This window comes from Ruegeria sp. O4, assembly GCF_056535125.1.
On sequence record NZ_JBQERO010000011.1, the window covers coordinates 80,840 to 100,577 of the forward strand.

The following is a 19,738-nucleotide window of genomic DNA, read 5'->3' on the forward strand; positions in this document are numbered from 1 at the left end:
CAGGACGCCGGATCAGGTCAATATGAAGGTTTCCCTGATTACCCTGCTTAAAACCGCATTGTCGGCAATGGCCTCAAACCAGTTATTCGTTCAAATCCTCACCATTCTCGAACATTCGCTCCAACCCGCCGCTCGTACCCAGCTAAACAAAGGTGTTCCTTCACGACTTTCAGTTTCGGAATCGCTGAACAGAATAGCCTCGGTTTCACCCGGAATCTGATGGCCCGCCGGAACTGTATACCGTGAACAGCTCTTTGGGTTCGTTCACCCCGCGCAGCATGTAACGCCCGACCGAGATGAGGTCTTGCGCGCAGGGGCGTGCCGCGACCGCGACGTCGTCCGAGATCAGGATTCTCTGACCCAGCGACCGGTGCATTCCCGCGATGCGGGCGGCCTGATTGACGGCGGGGCCGATCACCGTGAAATCCAGCCGTGTTTCGGACCCGATATTGCCATACAGGATTTCGCCGGAATGCAGGGCCAGCGTGAAATTCGCAACCGGCAGCCCCTGCGCCTGACGTCTGGCGTTCAATTCATCCATACGGGCTTGCAGCAAGGGCACCGCGCTGAGCGCGGCACGGGCGTCCTCGTCGATTTCGCCGACATCGAACATGGCCATCAGCCCATCGCCCATGAATTTCAGGATATTCCCACCCTTGTCGTGCACAACGCCCACGGCCACGGCCAGGTAATCATTGAGCATGTCGATGATTTCGTGACCCGGCAGGTCTTCTGACAGGTTGGTGAACCCTTCCAGGTCGAAATTCCAGATCACCGCATCGATCTGCTGCAATGATCCGCGACGAATCTCACCCGACAGGACGCGGCGCCCGGCATCACGACCCAGATAGACCCGCATCAGGTCTTCGGTCAGGTTCTGGTTCTTGGCGGATTTAAGCGCCAGCCCCAGATGCGGCAATACCGCATGAATGTGCCTGAGATCGCTGTCATCAAACCCGGACGGCGCATCGCTGGCCCAGGACATCAGGACGCCATCACTGACTTTTTTGGTACCGTCGGGGTGCATCTTCCCCGACCCCTCATACGAGATGCCGGTGGCATAATAATCGGTCGCCCCAACCTCTCTCAGGTCGTTCAACAACGGAAATCGGCTGGGTTCATTATGGTCCACCAGTTTGACCCGGATTTCATCCAGATCCTCGTTCAGCAGCGCATAGAGCGGGCTTTGTTGCCACATCGGGCTGGGCGTATCCGTGTTTTCAAACTTCTCGGACTCACCGCCGGTGCTTTTGTACCAGCTATATCCGGTTCCGCCATAAACCGGGTGCAAGGTCGACTGCGCCGCATGAAACCGCATCAGCGGAATGCCCATATCGACCAGGCTGGTGCAGAAGCCTTCCAGCAACTCTTCCTGCCCGGCACCCTCAAGCCCCTTCTGGACCAACCAGTCAATCAGGGTGTGTGTGGATACCTTGGCAGGTTCGAATGACGTCATTTCAAATTCCGTATCAAGCATGAAACACATCTGGGGACGGCAGGTGCTAATTACCAGTGGTCAATCCACGCCAGCCAACCGTCGCAACATCTGGCGCAGCAAGGCGGCCTCTTTTTCGCTGAACAGGTCCGACAGCCTTGCGTCATAGCTTGCAGCCACCCCGTACAAGTCACGATACACGGCTTGCCCGGCGGGTGTCAGTGTCAGCCATTCCGCCCGACGATCAGCCTCGTCCCGTGTGCGTTTCAGGTATCGGCGCTCCTCGAGCTTGGCAACTGCACGGCTGATCTTGGTCTTGTGCATTCTGGCCCGTTCACCAATTTCCTTGGCGGTCATTTCGCCAAACAGCCCCAGATGGAACAGCACTCGCCATTCGGTTCTGAGCATTCCGTACCGCCCCTTGTAGACAGCCTGAAATTCCAACGAGGCGCGCTCGGCCGCCTGGTTCAGCAGGAACGGCAGAAAATTCTGCAGGAAAAAGTCATCATTTTTTTCAGATTCGTCATGTGTCATGCTTGTTAGTTACAAAATCAACTATTAACCGACAAGCAGCAAACGGAGGAATACGTAATGAACCGTCCGACGGATCCGCATTCATTGACGCAAGCAGCAACGCCTGTTGGTACCCACGCCGGTTACATGCCCGGCTTTGGCAACGACTTTGAAACCGAGGCGCTGCCCGATGCGCTGCCGCAGGGGATGAACAGCCCGCAAAGGTGCAACTACGGGCTTTACGGTGAACAGCTGAGCGGCACGGCCTTTACCGCCAACCCGCCTGAACGCACCTGGTGCTATCGTATTCGCCCGTCGGTAAAGCATTCGCACCGTTACGAAAAAATCGACCTGCCCTATTGGAAATCGGCCCCCTGCATCGACCCGGATGTGATCAGCCTGGGTCAGTATCGCTGGGATCCGGTGCCGCATTCCGACGAAGGTCTTAACTGGATGACCGGGATGCGGACCATGACGACGGCGGGGGACGTGAACACCCAGGTTGGCATGGCCTGCCATATCTATCTGGTCACCGAATCCATGGTCGACGACTATTTCTTCTCGGCCGATTCCGAGTTGCTGGTGGTGCCACAGGAAGGGCGCCTGCGCTTTGCGACTGAACTGGGAATCATTGACCTTGAGCCCAAGGAAATCGCGATCATCCCGCGTGGACTGCTCTACCGGGTTGAAGTTCTGGAAGGCCCGGCACGTGGCTTTGTGTGCGAGAATTACGGCCAGAAATTCGAACTGCCGGGTCGTGGTCCGATCGGGGCCAACTGCATGGCCAACCCGCGCGATTTCAAGGCTCCGGTCGCTGCCTATGAGGATCGTGAAACCCCGTCGACCGTGACGATCAAATGGTGTGGCCAGTTTCACACCACGAAAATCGGACACAGCCCGCTGGATGTGGTGGCGTGGCACGGCAATTATGCACCCTACAAATACGATCTGCGCAATTATTGCCCGGTCGGCGCCATCCTGTTTGACCATCCCGACCCGTCGATCTTTACCGTTCTGACGGCGCCTTCCGGCCAGCCTGGTACTGCAAATATTGACTTTGTCCTGTTCCGCGAACGCTGGATGGTGATGGAAGACACGTTCCGCCCACCGTGGTATCACAAGAACATCATGTCGGAACTGATGGGCAACATCTACGGTCAATACGATGCGAAACCGCAGGGCTTCGTTCCCGGTGGCACCAGTCTGCACAACATGATGATCCCGCATGGCCCCGATAGGGAAGCCTTTGACAAGGCGTCCTATTCCAATTTGGGGCCGGAAAAGCTGGACCAGACGATGTCGTTCATGTTCGAAACCCGGTTCCCCCAGCACCTGACACCGTTTGCCGCCAATGAGGCACCGTTGCAGGACGACTATATCGACTGCTGGACATCGCTTGAGAAGAAGTTCGACGGCACACCGGGCAAGAAATGACCCTCAGACTGGGCTCCCCAGACGGCACCCGTCCTGATGGCGATAAGCATTCCCATTCCGGTTGCAGGCGTACCGTCGCTGCAACCGGAAAACAAAGACGGAGCCTCGGCAGCCAACCTGCTGCAACCGCGCCCGCTCTGGGCTTTGGCGCCTGTCTATTCGGGGTTATGATCGTTTCGAACCACGTACCAAATACAACAATATAGGGGCAAAATATGCCTTTGATGAAATCCTGGGTGGCCTCGGCCAACGACGCGGCGCATCCGTTTCCACTGAATAACCTGCCTTACGGTGTTTTCTCGACCGAAGGAGATGATCCGCGCTGCGGCGTGGCCATTGGCGACATGATCCTCGACATGGCCGCGGCCGAGGCCGAGGGTCTTGTCGCGCTGAACGACTATCCGCTGTTCGACGTGCCCTATTGGAACGATCTGATGGAAGAAGGCCCCGCCGTCTGGGCCGCCCTGCGCGAGCGGCTGACCGCGCTTCTGTCCAAAGGGTCGAAAGAGCAGGAGACTGTTGAACCGCTGCTGGTGCCGATGGCCAAAGCCACGCTGCATATGCCGCTGGTTGTCAGCGAATACACAGACTTTTACGCCGGCAAGCAACACGCCCAGAACATGGGCGCCATCCTGCGCGGCTCGCCCGATCTGCCGGCAAACTGGCTGCATATCCCGATCGGGTACAATGGACGAGCCTCCTCGGTCGTGGTGTCGGGCACGCCGATCCACCGCCCCAATGGCCAGACCAAGGCCCCCGATGCCGAGATGCCGTCCTTTGGCCCCTCGAAACGGCTCGATATCGAGCTGGAGATGGGCGCCATCGTCGGCACCGGGTCGGAGTTCGGCCAGCCGATCACGGTGGACGAGGCCGATGCGATGATCTTTGGCTATGTGCTGCTGAACGACTGGTCGGCGCGCGATATCCAGGGCTGGGAGTATCAACCGCTGGGGCCGTTCCAGGGCAAGGCATTCGGCACCTCGATCTCTCCGTGGATCGTGACGGCTGCCGCGTTGGAGCCGTTCCGCGCGCCCACCCCCCCGCGTGAGAAAGAGCTTTTGCCCTATCTCAAGGGCAGCAAGGACGGGCTATACGACATCGAGCTTGAGGTTCTGATGCAGCCCGAAGGCGCCGACCGCGCCTCGGTCATCGCCAGGACCAACTATAACCGCATGTATTATTCGGCGGCTGAGCAGCTGTGCCATCACGCCATTGGCGGCTGCGCGATGAACCCGGGCGATCTGTTGGGCTCGGGCACCATCTCGGGGCCGGAACGCAGCGAATTCGGCTCGCTTATGGAACTCAGCTGGGCCGGGCGCGAGCCATTTACGCTTGAGACCGGCGAGACCCGCAGCTTTATCGAAGACGGCGACACAATGACCCTGACCGGCGCTGCCAGGGGCGATGGCTATACCATTGGCTTTGGCGATTGCACCGGCACCGTTCTGCCTGCACTCAATTCCCCATTCGGGCGATGACGCACTGAGCTTCATCTTTTTCCAAATACTCCCGCCGGAGGCATCCAACCTCTGCCTTCCGCGCAACCGCAAAAGGACAAAACCAAGATGGCCAAAGCATTCGCGTCCCAGGGGGACATGTCGGAAAAGAAAATCTCGTTCACTGAAGTGGGCGAAGGGCTTTATGCTTTCACCGCCGAGGGTGACCCGAACTCGGGCGTGATCATTGGCGATGACAGCGTGATGATCGTCGAGGCACAGGCGACCCCGCGCCTGGCCAACAAGGTGATCGAATGCGTGCGGTCTGTGACCGACAAGCCGATCACCCATGTGGCGCTGACCCATTACCACGCAGTGCGGGTTTTGGGTGCCAGCGCTTTTGGCGCGCAACAGATCCTGATGTCCGACATGGCCCGCGCCATGGTGGTGGAACGCGGTCAGGAAGACTGGGACAGCGAATTCCAGCGCTTCCCGCGCCTGTTCGAAGGGCATGAAAGCATCCCCGGCCTGACCTGGCCCACCACCACATTCAGCGACACGATGACCGTTTATCTGGGCAATCGCCGGATCGACCTGATGCATCTGGGGCGCGCCCATACCGCCGGCGATATCGTCATCCACGTGCCAGACCAGAACGTGATGTTCACCGGCGACATCGTCGAATATCACTCGGCCTGCTATTGCGGTGACGGGCATTTCAACGACTGGGGCGACACGCTGGACGAGATCAAGTGGTTCGATGTCGACGCCATCGCACCGGGACGCGGCGATGCGCTGGTTGGCAAGGACATGGTCAATGCCGCCATCGAAAACACTCGCGATTTCGTCGAAAGCACCTACCGCCCGGCGGCCAGGGTTGCGGCGCGCGGTGGCAGCCTGAAAGAGGCATGGGATGCAGTCCGCGCCGAATGTGACCCGAAATTCGCCAATTACGCGATCTACGAACACTGCCTGCCGTTCAACGTCGCCCGCGCCTACGACGAAGCCCGTGGTATCGACACGCCTCGCATCTGGACCGCCCAGCGCGATCTTGAGATGTGGGAGGCCCTGCAGGGGTAAGGAAAAACGACCCAGTTTGATCCAGATCGTTTTAGGCGGCGGGATTCAATGAAACCATATGCCAAAGGCTTCGGCACATGTTGCCGGAGCACAGGACATGCAGCACTTTGGCCCATCTGCTTGGGGGGAAGCCCATGAACAAGATCTTTGAAACTCCGCTTTACGGCTATGAACGCAGTCCGGATCAGGACAGCCCGACGCCAGTTCGGCGCAAGGTTATCGTGATCGGCGCGGGCCCGGTTGGTCTGGCCGCGGCGATTGATCTGGCGCAGCAAGGGGTCGACGTCGTGGTTCTGGACGAGAATGACAAGGTCAGTTTCGGCAGCCGCGCCATCTGTTTCTCGCAACGCACGCTGGAAATTGCCGACCGGCTGGGATGCGGGGGCCGACTGGTCGACAAGGGCGTCCTGTGGGACCGGGGCAAGGTCTTCTTCGATGATCGGCAGGTCTATGACTTCAACCTGCAACCGGATGAAGGTTATGCCAACCCTGCCTTCATCAACCTTCAGCAATACCATTTTGAGAACTATTTCGTTGAACGGGTCCGCGAGTTGCAGGCAGAAGGCGCACCGATTGAGATACGCGGGCGCAACAAGGTCGAGGCGATTGGCACGCATGACGATCACGTGCGGCTGGAGGTCGAGACACCAGAAGGACCTTACACAATCGAAGCCGAATGGCTGATTGCCTGTGATGGCGCGACATCCCCTGCCCGGCGGATGTTGGGCATTGATTTCGAAGGACGGATATTTGAAGACAACTTCCTGATTGCAGACGTGATCATGGATGCGGATTTTCCGTCTGAACGCTGGTTCTGGTTCGATCCGCCGTTCAATCGCGGGCAATCCGCGTTGTTGCACAAACAGCCCGACAATGTGTGGCGCATCGACTTGCAGCTGGGTTGGGACATCGACAAGGAACGCGAAAAGCGCCCCGAGAACGTGATCCCCCGCCTCAAGGCGATGCTTGGGGATGATGTCGAATTTGAGCTGGAATGGGTCTCGATCTATACGTTCCAGTGCCGTCGCATGGAAAGCTTCCGCAAGGGCCGTGTCCTGTTTGCGGGCGACAGCGCGCATCAGGTCAGCCCCTTTGGCGCGCGCGGGGCCAATTCCGGCCTTCAGGACACCGACAACCTGTGTTGGAAACTGAAGCTGGTTCTGGACGGGAAAGCACCTGAAACTCTGCTGGACAGCTACAACGCCGAACGCGTGTACGGGGCGGACGAGAACATCCTGAATTCCAGCCGGTCGACCGATTTCATCACCCCGAAATCCGAGATGTCGCGGATCCTGCGCGATGCGGTACTGGACCTGAGCGAGCATTATGACTTCGCGCGCCCGCTGGTGAATTCTGGCCGCCTGAGCCAGCCCTGCACCTATGATGGATCTTCGCTGAATTCTGCGGACGCGCTGAACGGCCCCGCCGGAACGCGCCCGGGTTCGGCCTGTCCAGACGCTCCGCTTGGTGACGAGTTTCTGCTGCCCAAGCTTGCAGGCAAGTTCACGCTTTTGACTATCGATGCAGACGCCCCAGATACCCTGGAAGAAGATGGGATCGAGGTCACGCGACTGGCGCTGTCGGTCAAGGATGATATGACGCTGGCCCTCAAACGCCGCTATCTGGGCGACGCGACCAGCGCAGTCTACCTGATCCGCCCGGACCAGCATGTGGCCGCCCGGCGTGACAGTTACGAAGAAAACACCTTCCGGCACGCGATCCGCAGAGCCTGCGGTAAGGAGTAAGCCCCATGTCAGACCTGATCCTAACCCCGAACATCAAAAACGCCGATGACTTCTATGCCGAACTTCTGGCCGCGCATGAAGGCCTGGAAAAAGCAGACAGCGACGCGCTGAATGCGCGGCTGGTACTGGTGTTGGCCAACCACATCGGTGACAGTACGGTGCTGACGGACGCCCTTCGCGCTGCCGCTTTGACTGACAGTTGACAGGCCCGGACGTGAGCGACGTCGTCCTTTATGACTATTGGCGATCCTCGGCCAGTTACCGGGTGCGGATCGCCCTGAATCTGGCCGGGATCGCGTATCGCCCGGTTGTTGTCGATCTGGTGGGCGGCGCACAAAAGGGCGATGAACATATCGCGCGAAACCCGCAGGGCTTTGTGCCGGTTCTGGATATTGACGGGCTGCGGTTGACGCAATCGCTGGCCATCCTCGACTATCTGGACCGGACCCGGCAGTTGAACCTTCTGCCTGATGATCCGGCGGAACGCGCGCGTGTTCAGGCGCTGGCTTATGCGATCGCCGTCGACATCCACCCAGTCTGCAACCTGTCGGTTGCGCGCTATGCCACGACCCTGAGCCATAACGCCCCCGACATGCCCGGCGACTGGATGCGGAATTTCATCAAACCCGGGTTGCAGGCGTTCGAAACCATGTTGGGTGATTTCGAACAGGCCCCCTACTGTGTTGGGTCAAAGCCCGGTCTCGCCGACCTCTGCCTGATCCCGCAGATCTATAACGCGCGCCGGTGGCAGGTTGATTTGTCGGATATGCCCCGCCTGCTGCGGGTTGAAGAGGCCTGCGCCAATCACCCGGCCTTTGTCGCGGCACATCCCGACGCACATGCGCAGGGTTAACATTGCACAGACCCTGTGTGCATGCGCAGCTAGGTTTTTTTCCTTTTAGGCCTTAGCTTTGAGCCAACAAAGCAGACGAGGTTCCTATGCCCGAGATCACCGGCTATCACGCCCATGTCTATTTCGACGCCGACACGCAGGACACCGCGCGACAGGTCTGTGAAGAGGCGGCCCGCCTGTTCCCTGTTCAAATGGGCCGGATGCACGCCCGAAACGTCGGCCCCCATTCGCGCTGGAGCTGCCAGCTGGGCTTTGCTGCAAGCGCATTCGACCAAGTCATCCCATGGCTGATGCTGAACCGGCAGGGCCTGACGGTCTTCACGCACCCGGAAACCGGTGAACATCTGGAGGATCACCGCGACCGCGCGCTCTGGATGGGTGAGATGCTGGCGTTGGACCTGTCGATCTTCGACAATCTTTAACCCAGCGCCCGTGCCTGATCCCGCAGAACGAATTTCTGCACCTTGCCGGTAGATGTCTTGGGCAGAGTGCCGAACACAACCGTTTTGGGTGCCTTGAAATGGGCCATCCGGTCGCGACAGAAGGCGATAAGCTCTGCCTCGGTTACGGCCGCGCCGGGTTTCAACTCGACAAAGGCGCAGGGCGTTTCGCCCCATTTCTCATCGGGACGGGCCACCACAGCAGCCTCCATCACCGCCGGATGCTTGTAGAGGATGCCTTCGACCTCGACAGATGAAATATTCTCGCCGCCCGAGATGATGATGTCCTTTGAACGATCCTTGAGCGCGATATAGCCATCGGGGTGCATGACACCCAGATCACCGGACGCGAACCAGCCGCCGTGAAAGGCCTTGTTGGTGGCCTCGGGATTCTTGAGGTATCCTTTCATCACCACGTTGCCCTGCATGAATATCTCACCCATGGTTTCGCCATCCGCCGGAACCGGTTCCAGAGTTTCCGGGTCGGCCACCATCAGTCCGGACAACGCGGTATAGCGCACGCCTTGCCGCACCTTAAGCGCGGCGCGGTCTTCAGGTCCTTTGCTGTTCCATTCGTCTTTCCATGCGCAGACAACCGAAGGCCCATAGGTTTCGGTCAGGCCATAGACATGCGTGACCTCGACACCCATCGCCTCCATCGCTTCGATCACGGCCGCAGGCGGCGGGGCACCTGCCGTCATCACCTTGATCTGGTGGTCAAAGTCCTTCAACTCATCCGGAGCGTGGGCCAGCATGTTCAGAACGATCGGCGCACCGCAGAAATGGGTCACTTTCTCGTCCCGGAAAGCAGCATAGATCGGTTCGGCTCGCACCGCGCGCAAGCAAACGGAAACACCTGCATTGGCTGCCATGGCCCACGGGAAGCACCAGCCGTTGCAGTGGAACATCGGCAGGGTCCACAAATAGACCGAATGCTTGGGCATATCCCAGTCCAGCAAATCGGACTGCGCATTCAGGGTCGCGCCGCGATGGTGGTAAACCACGCCCTTGGGGTTGCCCGTGGTGCCCGAGGTATAATTCAGGGTGATCGCGTCCCATTCGTCCGCTGGCAGTGACCAGTCAAACGCGGGGTCGCCTTCGGCCAGCAGGGCATCATAGGTCAGGCGGCCCAGCTTTTCACCGCCGTCGAAGGTGGGGTCTTCGATATCGATGACCAGAATGTCATGATCGACCTGTTGCAGCGCATCTTTCACCACATCCGAAAACTCGGGGTCGACCAGCAGCGCCTTGGCTTCGGCATGGCTCAGGATGAATGCGACAATCGGCGCATCCAGCCGTGTGTTGATTGCGTTCAGAACAGCGCCCGTCATGGGCACGCCAAAATGCGCCTCGTACATTTCCGGGATGTTGGCCGCGATTATCGAAACGGTATCGCCCCGTCCAATCCCACGCGCTGTCAACGCACTCGCCAGACGCCGGCAACGGGCATAGGTTTCAGCCCAGGAATACCGGCGATCCCCATAAACCACGGATGGATAATCCGGGTAGACCTGCGCCGTCCGTTCAATGAACGTAAGGGGCGACAGGGGTGTGTAATTTGCCCGGCATTTGTCCAAATGACGCTCGTAGATATGTGTCGCTGCCATCCGCTGTCCTCCCGAAACGCAGTTTGGGCGAATTGAGCACAAAGTTCGCGTTCTGACAAACCCGTAGAAATACGGCGGCAAAACTGACTGGCGATACGGGATGATACGATCTGGCCCTATCTACATCCGGGCTTTCGCGGTGATCTGAAGCATCTTAAACACATGCCGGGATGAGGCATTTCCATATCCCGTGCACCGCTTCCTCACTGAAAGGACATGTCATGGACGGCACGTTCAACGAAAACGATCTTTCCCGCGTGGTCGAGGCCGACCGCGCCCATATCTGGCACCATCTGATCCAGCATAAACCCTTTGAAACCAATGACCCACGCATCATTGTCGAGGGCAAGGGCATGCGTGTCTGGGACCAGAAAGGCAAAGAGCATCTGGATGCGGTTTCCGGCGGCGTCTGGACCGTCAACGTCGGCTATGGCCGCGAATCGATCTGCAAGGCGGTTTACGACCAACTGATGAAGCTGTGCTATTTCGCCAATTCGGCCGGTTCGATCCCGGGTGCGCTGTTTGCCGAGCAACTGATCGACAAGATGCCGGGCATGAGCCGGGTCTATTACACCAACTCAGGTTCCGAGGCGAACGAGAAGGCGTTCAAGATGGTGCGCCAGATCGCGCACAAGAAATATGGCGGCAAGAAAACCAAGATCCTGTACCGCGATCGGGACTATCACGGCTCGACGCTGGCGACCATGTCGGCAGGCGGTCAGGACGAGCGCACGGCGCAATACGGCCCCTTCGCACCTGATTTCGTGCGCGTGCCGCATTGCATGGAATATCGCAAGCATGAGCTGGATGGCGCACCCGAAGAGAATTTCGGCGAATGGGCCGCAGATCAGATTGAAGCCGTCATCCTGCGCGAAGGCCCCGATACCGTAGGTGCGCTGTGCCTTGAGCCTGTAACAGCGGGTGGTGGTGTAATCGAAGCGCCTGAAGGATACTGGCAGCGCGTGCAGGAGATCTGCAAGAAATACGATGTGCTGCTGCATATCGACGAGGTTGTCTGTGGCGTGGGCCGCACCGGCACATGGTTCGGGTACCAGCAATACGGTATCAAACCCGATTTCGTGACCATGGCCAAGGGCGTTGCATCGGGTTATGCCGCGATTGCCTGCATGGTTACCACCGAGGAAGTCTTTGACTTGTTCAAAGACGATGCCGCGGACCCGATGAACTATTTCCGCGATATCTCGACCTTTGGTGGGTGCACCGCTGGTCCGGCAGCGGCCATCGAGAACATGCGCATCATTCAGGATGAAAACCTGTTGCAGAACTGCACGGACATGGGCGCGCGTATGACGAACAACCTTCTGGCGCTGATGGACAAGCACAAGGTCATCGGCGATGTGCGCGGCAAAGGCCTGTTCCTGGGGGCCGAACTGGTTGTGGATCGTGGCACCAAAGAGCCGGTGGACGAGAAACTGGCGCAGGCCGTTACCGCCGACTGTATGGCGCAGGGCGTGATCATCGGCGTGACCAACCGCTCGATCCCCGGTCGCAACAACACGCTGTGCTTCTCGCCTGCGCTGATCGCTACGGCCGACGACATCGACCAGATCACCGACGCGGTTGACGGCGCGCTGGGGCGTGTGTTCGGGTAAGATCACCGATATTGGCTAAAAAGAAACCGGCGCGTGTTGCGCCGGTTTTTTTGTCGGGATGCCGGTCGTGAATGTGTACGCTCAGCCGTGATTATTCGGCCGCAACACCAACCTTTTCGCCAGTTGCGATCAGGCTGTCCGGAAGAACGAATGCAACCAGAACAAAGACGGCACCCAGTGCGATACCGAGGATATCGCCGGACAGTGACAAAACACCTTCGTAAGTGGATCCCGGAACTGTACCCAAGGTGACTTTGCCGCCAGCAATTTCATCGAGCAGGCCCGTGGCCTTCCAGGCCGGATATGTCGCCATATAGGCCGCAGCGCCTAACAAACCGCCGACGATGAAGAACAAGGCGTCACGGCGACCGGACGCAGCGGCGCAGACCCCTGTTCCCGGACAGTAGCCCGATGCAGCCCAGCCCGCACCCAGTAACAATCCGCCAATGAAGACACCAACATAGGCCGATTTCACCGACATATGGCCGACATCCACAAACCCCAGCATCTGCCCGCCGAACATGAGGATCGAACCGGTTCCGATTGCCAGGAGGATCGTTTTCATCAGCTGGAGTCGACGCAGTGTCAGCATGCCCACAATCCAATTTGGATTCGCTGCGCCAATCCGGTCAAGTACGGCTCCGAAAGCGGCGCCAATGATGATCGCAAGAATGATTTCCATCGCCTTATCCTTTCCGGTAGATCAGCATTGCCGTAGGAATTGCCGCTGCAAATGCCCCGGCTGCAAAGATGTAGCCTGACAGGGCAGTCTGCATCATACCGGACATCATGTGACCGGATGTGCACCCACCTGCCAACCTGGCGCCATAGAGGACGACAAAGCCGCCCAATAGCGCGACCAGGTTTCGGGCCAAGGGCGTATCGCCATAGTTTTCGCGCCAGATCATGGGCAGCTTGCCCTCGCCGCGTTCCAGACCACCTCGCGCCTTGACCGACAAGTACGCGCCCGCGGCCATAGCCAAAACGAAGACAAAGCTGTAGTTCAACGGATTGGATACGTATTTGGCGTATTTGCCATTGGATTTCGCCATGTATGCGTTGGTTGAACTGTAACCGTCATCCGTCTGCGTTACGAATTCTGAATTGACGGTGTCCGCGATAATTCCGTCAAGGATGACGAATTGGGTCGAAACACCGATCGGCTTCACCAGAAGAACCGCCCCGAAGAACACGAGCCCTAGCAAAACACCTCCAACTTTCCAGTTTAGTGTCATGATTTCACCCTTTTCATTTATATTCATAAAATCATATATAATATGATCCGAGGGCTGTTACATGATCTAGATCAAACCGGTCATGCCTGAAACTGGTTGGCGTCATCCCAATGCAGAAGGGATGGATGCCCTGATCCAAGAAGCGCTTGGAATGCACCGCATGTTGCAACAAAAAAGACCGCCCCAAAGGGACGGCCTTTCTTTCACTGTCTCTTTTCAGAGGTTCAGGCAGCCAGAGCAGCCTGAGCTTTGGCGACGATCGCGCCGAACGCTTCCGGTTCGTGCACGGCCAGGTCGGCCAGAACTTTGCGGTCCACTTCGATACCGGCCAGGTTCAGACCGTTGATGAAGCGGGAATATGTCAGAGCCTCGTCATGGCTGCGCACAGCAGCGTTGATCCGCTGGATCCACAGCGCGCGGAAGTTGCGCTTGCGGTTCTTGCGGTCACGGGTCGCGTACTGGTTGGCCTTGTCGACGGCCTGAGTTGCGACTTTGAAGTTGCTCTTGCGACGACCATAATAGCCTTTTGCGGCCTTGATGATCTTCTTGTGACGGGCGTGAGTTACGGTTCCACCTTTAACGCGGGACATCTCTTACATCTCCTCTTAGCGGTCGTAGGGCATGTAGCCCTTGACGATCTTTGCGTCGGGGGCGGACAGGGTGGTGTTGCCACGGGCGTCGCGGATGAATTTCTTGGTCCGCTTGATCATGCCGTGCCGTTTGCCGGCCTGGCCAGCAAGGACCTTACCGGTCGCAGTCACCTTGAAGCGCTTCTTGGCGCTTGATTTGGTCTTCATCTTAGGCATTTCCGTCTCCTTTTTCGGGTTCGGTTTCAGACGCGACTCGGCATGCCATCTCGGCCGGTCACGCGATCAGAAGCGCCGTTTACGCAAGTTCGGTCATACTGGCAAGGGGGTTTGGACCAGAATCTGTGCTTTTTGCAGCCTGGTCAGGCACCGGGGCGACACAAGCCGCCCCGGTGATTGGATTTAGTGTTCGAATTTGCGGATTTCACCGCTCTTCAGCCTTGCGGAGTAGGACGCCAGTTCCTGCCGCACCACTTTCATCAGGAAGTAGAGAGCAAAGACGTTCACAACCGCCATCGCAAAGATCGCCGCATCCGAGAAGTCGATAACGGGGCCGAGGTTGGCCGCAGCGCCGATCACCACGAAGACACAGAAGATGACCTTGAAGATCAGCTCTTTTGTGTGTCCTTCTCCGAACAGGTAGGTCCAGGCCTTGAGGCCATAGTAGGACCAGCTGATCATGGTCGAGAAGGCAAACAGGATCACCGCAATCGCAAGGATGTACGGGAACCAGCTGAACGCGCTGCCAAACGCGGCAGAAGTCAGGCTGACACCGGAATTTCCATCCACTGTTGCGATGGCGGAACCCGCTTCGTTCAGCATGTAGTTGCCGGTTTCAGGATCGATGATCAGCTGTTGCGTGATGATGATCACCAGCGCCGTCATGGTACAGATCACGACGGTATCGATGAAGGGTTCAAGCAGCGATACAAAACCCTCGGTGATCGGCTCCTTGGTCCGAACCGCCGAGTGCGCGATAGCTGCAGAGCCCACGCCCGCCTCGTTCGAGAATGCCGCGCGCTTGAAGCCTTGGATCAGCGCACCGACCATGCCCCCTGCAACACCCAGCCCCGTGAAGGCACCGGCAAAGATCTGACCAAAGGCCCAGCCGATCATGTCCGCATTCATCGCGATGATGACCAGTGCGGTGGCGACATACAGCACACCCATGAACGGCACGACCTTTTCGGTCACCCGTGCAATGGATTTCAGGCCGCCAACAATGACCATGAACACGACACCAGCAAAAACAATGCCGGTAATCCAGCCCGGATAGTCGCCAACGATACCCGCGATCTGTTGATGTGCCTGGTTGGCCTGGAACATGTTCCCGCCGCCCAATGCGCCCAGAATACAGAAGATCGAGAACAGTACCGCCAGGATCTTGCCGCCCGGCAGGCCCAGCTCGTCAAAGCCCTTGGACATGTAATACATCGGGCCACCGGATACTGTACCGTCTTCGTATTCATTGCGGTACTTCACGCCCAGCGTACATTCGGTGAATTTCGACGCCATGCCAAGAAGGCCCGCAAGGATCATCCAGAAGGTTGCGCCCGGGCCGCCGATGCCAACGGCAACGGCCACGCCCGCGATATTCCCCAAGCCCACAGTTCCGGACAGCGCCGTGGCCAATGCCTGAAAGTGGCTGACCTCGCCCGCATCGTTGGGATCGGAGTAATCACCTTTGACAAGGCTGATCGCGTGGCTAAAGAACCGCATCTGCACAAAGGCAAAATACAACGTGAAAACCGTTGCAGCGATCACCAGCCACATAACGATCCACGGAAAGCTGGTTCCGGGCAGCGGCGCAAAGATGAAGCTGACAAACGGTCCGGTCAGGTTCGCAAAGGCCTGATTGATTTTTTCATCCAGTCCCGGCGCCTCTTGTGCAAGGGCAGGGCTGGCGGCAATGGTGGCGGCCGTTACGGCGCCAAGTGTTTTTAGCGTTCTCATTTTAGCCCTCCCCTCAGTTCACGACCGTAACCGGAACGTCGGCATGCATTACCAGATATTGCGTCGAACTGCCGAACAGGCGTTTCTTGATCCCGTCCGCAGATGCCCGACCCACGACGATTTGCGAGCCTCCGTTTTCGACCGTGATGGCGTTCAGCGTTTCCGCAACATCGCCATGGCGCACAATGCCCTGCGCTTCGAATCCCGCAGCCCTGAGGGCCTCAACAGCAGGTGTCACGACACGCGACATTGCCAGATCAACCTCTTCTTCGCGGCGCTTGTGGCGCTGGGCGTTTTCTTCAGGTGTCTGGAATGTGTAAGGTGACCATTCGATCACATAAGCGACCAGCAAATCGCACGTTCCGATCAGCTTTGCCAAATCCTTGGCAAAGGCAATCGCACGCTCGCCGGTTTCAGTCCCGTCGAGTCCTATGACAATCTTTGTTGTCATTTCGTTCCTCCGTTTTTGTTGTTAAGGCCGGGGCCCACGCCCCCGGCAGGGCGGCCGGAACTTGGAACTTTTCAACAAGACCGCCCTTTGGTAAGTATTAGGAAATTTCACTAGGAATTGGAGATTTTTTTGGGCCAATTTCAGTGTAATTTATCGTATTACGCCAAAAATACAGGGAATTTTACTGATTAGCAGAGATTTAGACAATATCGATCAACGCATCCTGCACGAGCTGGAGGCCAATGGCAGGCTCTCGATAGTTGAGTTGGCGGCGCGTGTGAACCTGACCAATACGCCCTGTTCCGAGCGTGTAAAACGACTTGAGAAGAATGGCTATATCAAAGGGTACAGAGCCGTTGTCGACAAAGAAAGAATGGGGCTGGCACTGCTGACCGTGGTGCAGGTATCCTTGGTCGCAACTGCGGAACAATCCCTTGTGAAATTCAATGAAGCCGTTCGGAGTGTTCAGGAAATCGAAAGCTGCCTGATGGTGGCGGGCTCGTTTGATTATCTTCTGACCGTTCGAACGCGCGATATTGCGCATTTCCGGCTGGTGCTGGGCGAGAAGATCAACAAGCTGCCGGGCATACACCAGACCAGCTCTTTTACAGTTATGGAGATTGTAAAAGAGCCGGTTGGCTGACACGACACTCGGGCCCGAGTGTCGGCCTTCGGTTATTCCGGATCCGTGCTGTAGATCAGCCGTTCATCACACGGGGCCACGCGCAGAATGTTAGTCGTGCCCGGTACGTTGAACGGGACACCGGCCGTAACCACGATCTGATCGGTTTCGGTTGCAAACCCCCCTGCCCGCGCCGCGCGGGCCGCGTTGACCACGGCGCTTTTGAACCGCTGGAGTTCTGGCGTCATGACGCAATTGCAACCCCAGCTCAGGCAAAGCCTTCGCGCAGTTCCCATCAGCGATGTCATCGCAATGATCGGAACACCGGGACGTTCACGGGCTGTCAATGAGGCGGTGGTTCCACTTTGCGTAAAGCAGCAGATGGCCTTGATATCGGTCTTTTCAGCAATCTCGCGGGCAGCCGCAACAATGGCATCGGCCACAGTGCTTCCTTTTGCCGTGCGGGACGCGGCGATAATCTGGGAATAGGTCGGGTCGGCCTCGACCTCGATGGCGACCTTATTCATGGTCTGCACAGCCTCAACCGGATAAGCACCTGCCGCCGATTCCGCGCTGAGCATAATGGCGTCCGTGCCCTCATAGATCGCGGTGGCCACATCCGACACTTCGGCGCGGGTGGGCATCGGGCTTTCGATCATGCTTTCCAGCATCTGGGTGGCGACAATGACCGGCTTGGCGGCACTACGGCACTTGCGGACCAGCCTCTTTTGAATGGGCGGCACCGCAGATACCGGCAGTTCCACACCCAGATCGCCCCGCGCCACCATAATCCCGTCCGACGCATCAAGGATGTCGTCGAACGCCTCGACCGCCGCCGGCTTTTCGATCTTCGACAGGATCGCAGCGCGTCCATCAGCCAGCGCCCTGGCCTCGAACACATCCTTGGCGCGTTGCACGAAACTCAGCGCCAGCCAGTCAACGCCCAACTGGCAGACAAACTCAAGATCACCACGGTCCTTCTCCGACAAGGCCGCAAGCGGCAGTACCACATCCGGGACGTTCACACCCTTGCGGTTCGAGATCGCACCGCCGACCTCAACTGTGCAATTGGCAAAGTCCTGACCACAATCTTGAACGATCAGACGGATCTTGCCATCATTGACCAGAAGGCGCGCGCCCGGTTCAAGGGCCGCGAAGATCTCGGGGTGCGGCAGGCACACGCGGGTGGTGTCGCCGGGAGCTGGATCAAGGTCCAGACGGAACGCCGCGCCCTCTTCCAGATCCTCCGCATCATTTGCAAAAACACCAACCCGCAGCTTGGGACCCTGAAGGTCAGCCAGAATGGCAATCGGGCTGTCCAGATCCTTTTCAACCTGCCGAATGATCTTGTGGCGTTCACGTATCTCGTCATGGCTGCCGTGGCTCATGTTCAGACGGAACACATCCGCCCCGGCCTCGTGCAGGGCGCGAATGGTGTCATAGTCACTGGACGCCGGTCCCAGCGTCGCCACGATTTTTACATTCCTCAGGCGTCGCATTGGTCTTGACCTCCTCATGCCGGTTCAGATTGCGCAGATCAGCTTTTGCAAAATGTTACCGCAAACACTGCTGTGGCGCTTATTGCGCAATTCCCTTTTTAAAGCAACTGCCCTACACCTGCGACAAACTAGATGACAGGCTTATGACTTACACCCCGTTTTTTGTTCACGGCGCGGATCGCCCGTCCCGATGGCTGATCACATGCGACCACGCAACCAACATCGTCCCCCCCGAGGTCAATGACGGAGACCTTGGCCTGCCGCGCGAGGATATGGAGCGCCATATCGCCTATGATGTCGGCGCGTATGAGGTATCAAAACATCTGGGCGAGATTCTGAACGCGCCAGTGATTGCCGCCAATTTCTCGCGCCTCGTAATTGACCCGAACCGAGGGGAAGATGACCCCACGTTGTTGATGAAACTGTATGACGGGTCGATCATTCCCGGCAACCGCCATGCCGATGCCGCCGAGCGCGAACACCGCCTGAACATGTGTTATCGCCCCTACCACACAGCGTTGTCCGAGATGGCAGCACTGCCACATGCGGTAATTGTTTCGATGCATTCCTTCACGCGTCAGCTGCGCGGACGTGATCCGCGTCCGTGGCACATTGGTGTGCTGCACACGCCGGACGAGCGGTTCTCGCGTCCTTTGATCGAACGGCTGCAACAGGAAGATGACCTGTGCGTTGGTGTTAATGAACCCTATACCGGCGTTTTGCCGGGTGATGCGATTGACAAGCACTGCACCGCTTTTGGCCGTCCCAATGCATTGATCGAGCTACGCAATGATCTGATCGCCGATCATGCCGGACAACGGCATTGGGCCGAGCGGCTGGCGGTAATCCTGCAAGAAGCGCTGGACGCCAGCGACCTTTGACCGCAAGGTTTTCAGGGACGTTCCACCCCTCACGCCATTGTGAGCAATGCCTCTGATCCCCATATAATGCGGGAAAGGGGATCGTCATGACACATGAGTTTCTGACAACGTTTTTCGGTTGGATGGCCACGCTTAATATCGCGGTTTTGCTGTTCACCACCGTCATGATTCTGCTTTTGCAGGACTGGATCGCTGGCATTCACGGCAGGATGTTTCAGATGGATCGCGCCGACGTGAAACGTGCCTATTTCAGATACCTTGCCAACTACAAGATCCTGACACTGATCTTTTGCATCGTGCCCTGGCTGGCCTTGAAACTGATGTAGGTAGCGCTGACCACAAGCGCCGTTGTTG

Annotated in this window: 22 protein-coding genes; 12 read left to right on the top strand and 10 right to left on the bottom strand. The window is 58.0% G+C overall.

The features are described from left to right. Positions 1 to 205: 205 nt before the first annotated feature. Both ACR0J7_RS13490 and ACR0J7_RS13495 read right to left on the bottom strand, forming a co-directional pair. Complete coding sequence (locus ACR0J7_RS13490) at positions 206 to 1,456, bottom strand: adenylate/guanylate cyclase domain-containing protein (RefSeq protein WP_480914584.1); 1,251 nt, start codon at positions 1,454 to 1,456, stop codon at positions 206 to 208. A 60-nt stretch (positions 1,457 to 1,516) separates the two neighbouring features. Next, complete coding sequence (locus ACR0J7_RS13495) at positions 1,517 to 1,969, bottom strand: MarR family winged helix-turn-helix transcriptional regulator (RefSeq protein WP_480507318.1); 453 nt, start codon at positions 1,967 to 1,969, stop codon at positions 1,517 to 1,519. A 57-nt stretch (positions 1,970 to 2,026) separates the two neighbouring features. Between ACR0J7_RS13495 and hmgA the strand changes: the two genes are divergently transcribed. The 8 genes from hmgA to ACR0J7_RS13535 all read left to right on the top strand — a co-directional run bounded on the left by hmgA (position 2,027) and on the right by ACR0J7_RS13535 (position 8,918). After that, on the top strand, positions 2,027 to 3,382 hold the full coding sequence (gene hmgA, locus ACR0J7_RS13500; protein ID WP_267365046.1) for a homogentisate 1,2-dioxygenase: 1,356 nt from the start codon (positions 2,027 to 2,029) through the stop codon (positions 3,380 to 3,382). 36 nt (positions 3,383 to 3,418) lie between these two features. Beyond that, positions 3,419 to 3,553: a hypothetical protein gene (locus ACR0J7_RS13505; protein ID WP_480900354.1), complete on the top strand. Its 135-nt coding sequence runs from the start codon at positions 3,419 to 3,421 to the stop codon at positions 3,551 to 3,553. Positions 3,554 to 3,597: 44 nt separating this feature from the next. Then, positions 3,598 to 4,860 carry a fumarylacetoacetase gene (fahA, locus tag ACR0J7_RS13510; RefSeq protein ID WP_480507314.1) on the top strand — a complete coding sequence of 421 codons (1,263 nt, stop codon included), beginning with the start codon at positions 3,598 to 3,600 and terminating at the stop codon, positions 4,858 to 4,860. A gap of 87 nt (positions 4,861 to 4,947) precedes the next feature. Continuing rightward, positions 4,948 to 5,898 carry an MBL fold metallo-hydrolase gene (locus ACR0J7_RS13515; RefSeq protein ID WP_480507312.1) on the top strand — a complete coding sequence of 317 codons (951 nt, stop codon included), beginning with the start codon at positions 4,948 to 4,950 and terminating at the stop codon, positions 5,896 to 5,898. Between the two features lie 134 nt (positions 5,899 to 6,032). Then, positions 6,033 to 7,643, top strand: a complete 1,611-nt coding sequence (locus ACR0J7_RS13520; RefSeq protein ID WP_480900353.1) for an FAD-dependent oxidoreductase — start codon at positions 6,033 to 6,035, stop codon at positions 7,641 to 7,643. Positions 7,644 to 7,648: 5 nt separating this feature from the next. After that, entirely contained in the window at positions 7,649 to 7,846 is a 198-nt protein-coding gene (locus ACR0J7_RS13525) for a DUF2783 domain-containing protein (RefSeq protein WP_209506076.1), read from the top strand. Between the two features lie 11 nt (positions 7,847 to 7,857). After that, positions 7,858 to 8,496 (top strand): maleylacetoacetate isomerase, encoded by a 639-nt coding sequence (maiA, locus tag ACR0J7_RS13530; RefSeq protein WP_480473945.1) that lies wholly within the window; start codon positions 7,858 to 7,860, stop codon positions 8,494 to 8,496. Between the two features lie 86 nt (positions 8,497 to 8,582). Beyond that, positions 8,583 to 8,918: a DOPA 4,5-dioxygenase family protein gene (locus ACR0J7_RS13535; RefSeq protein ID WP_480494725.1), complete on the top strand. Its 336-nt coding sequence runs from the start codon at positions 8,583 to 8,585 to the stop codon at positions 8,916 to 8,918. On the opposite strand, the gene ACR0J7_RS13540 is transcribed toward ACR0J7_RS13535, so the two are convergent. After that, entirely contained in the window at positions 8,915 to 10,543 is a 1,629-nt protein-coding gene (locus ACR0J7_RS13540) for an acyl-CoA synthetase (RefSeq protein ID WP_480914587.1), read from the bottom strand. The genes ACR0J7_RS13535 and ACR0J7_RS13540 overlap by 4 nt on opposite strands. Positions 10,544 to 10,764: 221 nt before the next feature. Here ACR0J7_RS13540 and ACR0J7_RS13545 point away from each other — a divergent pair, with 221 nt between their 5' ends. Continuing rightward, positions 10,765 to 12,156 (top strand): aminotransferase family protein, encoded by a 1,392-nt coding sequence (locus tag ACR0J7_RS13545; protein WP_209506068.1) that lies wholly within the window; start codon positions 10,765 to 10,767, stop codon positions 12,154 to 12,156. A gap of 91 nt (positions 12,157 to 12,247) precedes the next feature. Here the strand turns inward: ACR0J7_RS13545 and ACR0J7_RS13550 are convergent, their stop codons facing one another. From ACR0J7_RS13550 to ACR0J7_RS13575, 6 genes are all read right to left on the bottom strand, one after another. Then, the gene (locus tag ACR0J7_RS13550) at positions 12,248 to 12,838 is read right to left on the bottom strand and encodes a YeeE/YedE thiosulfate transporter family protein (RefSeq protein WP_480494731.1); all 591 of its coding nucleotides are present in this window, start codon (positions 12,836 to 12,838) and stop codon (positions 12,248 to 12,250) included. A 4-nt stretch (positions 12,839 to 12,842) separates the two neighbouring features. Then, positions 12,843 to 13,391 carry a YeeE/YedE thiosulfate transporter family protein gene (locus tag ACR0J7_RS13555; protein WP_480494733.1) on the bottom strand — a complete coding sequence of 183 codons (549 nt, stop codon included), beginning with the start codon at positions 13,389 to 13,391 and terminating at the stop codon, positions 12,843 to 12,845. Positions 13,392 to 13,615: 224 nt separating this feature from the next. After that, positions 13,616 to 13,981, bottom strand: a complete 366-nt coding sequence (rplT, locus tag ACR0J7_RS13560) for a 50S ribosomal protein L20 (RefSeq protein ID WP_039523695.1) — start codon at positions 13,979 to 13,981, stop codon at positions 13,616 to 13,618. A 15-nt stretch (positions 13,982 to 13,996) separates the two neighbouring features. Beyond that, positions 13,997 to 14,197, bottom strand: a complete 201-nt coding sequence (gene rpmI / locus ACR0J7_RS13565) for a 50S ribosomal protein L35 (protein ID WP_010443552.1) — start codon at positions 14,195 to 14,197, stop codon at positions 13,997 to 13,999. 183 nt (positions 14,198 to 14,380) lie between these two features. Then, the gene (locus ACR0J7_RS13570; RefSeq protein ID WP_480507300.1) at positions 14,381 to 15,931 is read right to left on the bottom strand and encodes an alanine/glycine:cation symporter family protein; all 1,551 of its coding nucleotides are present in this window, start codon (positions 15,929 to 15,931) and stop codon (positions 14,381 to 14,383) included. Between the two features lie 13 nt (positions 15,932 to 15,944). After that, entirely contained in the window at positions 15,945 to 16,382 is a 438-nt protein-coding gene (locus ACR0J7_RS13575) for a universal stress protein (RefSeq protein ID WP_209506060.1), read from the bottom strand. Positions 16,383 to 16,590: 208 nt separating this feature from the next. On the opposite strand from ACR0J7_RS13575, the gene ACR0J7_RS13580 reads away from it, so the two are divergent. Beyond that, on the top strand, positions 16,591 to 17,025 hold the full coding sequence (locus ACR0J7_RS13580) for an Lrp/AsnC ligand binding domain-containing protein (RefSeq protein ID WP_480483856.1): 435 nt from the start codon (positions 16,591 to 16,593) through the stop codon (positions 17,023 to 17,025). A gap of 32 nt (positions 17,026 to 17,057) precedes the next feature. Here the strand turns inward: ACR0J7_RS13580 and pyk are convergent, their stop codons facing one another. Continuing rightward, complete coding sequence (pyk, locus tag ACR0J7_RS13585; protein WP_267365133.1) at positions 17,058 to 18,503, bottom strand: pyruvate kinase; 1,446 nt, start codon at positions 18,501 to 18,503, stop codon at positions 17,058 to 17,060. 143 nt (positions 18,504 to 18,646) lie between these two features. On the opposite strand from pyk, the gene ACR0J7_RS13590 reads away from it, so the two are divergent. Both ACR0J7_RS13590 and ACR0J7_RS13595 read left to right on the top strand, forming a co-directional pair. Continuing rightward, positions 18,647 to 19,384, top strand: coding sequence for an N-formylglutamate amidohydrolase (locus ACR0J7_RS13590; protein WP_480900352.1), 738 nt, complete (start codon positions 18,647 to 18,649; stop codon positions 19,382 to 19,384). An 86-nt stretch (positions 19,385 to 19,470) separates the two neighbouring features. Beyond that, positions 19,471 to 19,710 (top strand): DUF6868 family protein, encoded by a 240-nt coding sequence (locus ACR0J7_RS13595; protein WP_480554763.1) that lies wholly within the window; start codon positions 19,471 to 19,473, stop codon positions 19,708 to 19,710. Positions 19,711 to 19,738 lie beyond the last annotated feature (28 nt).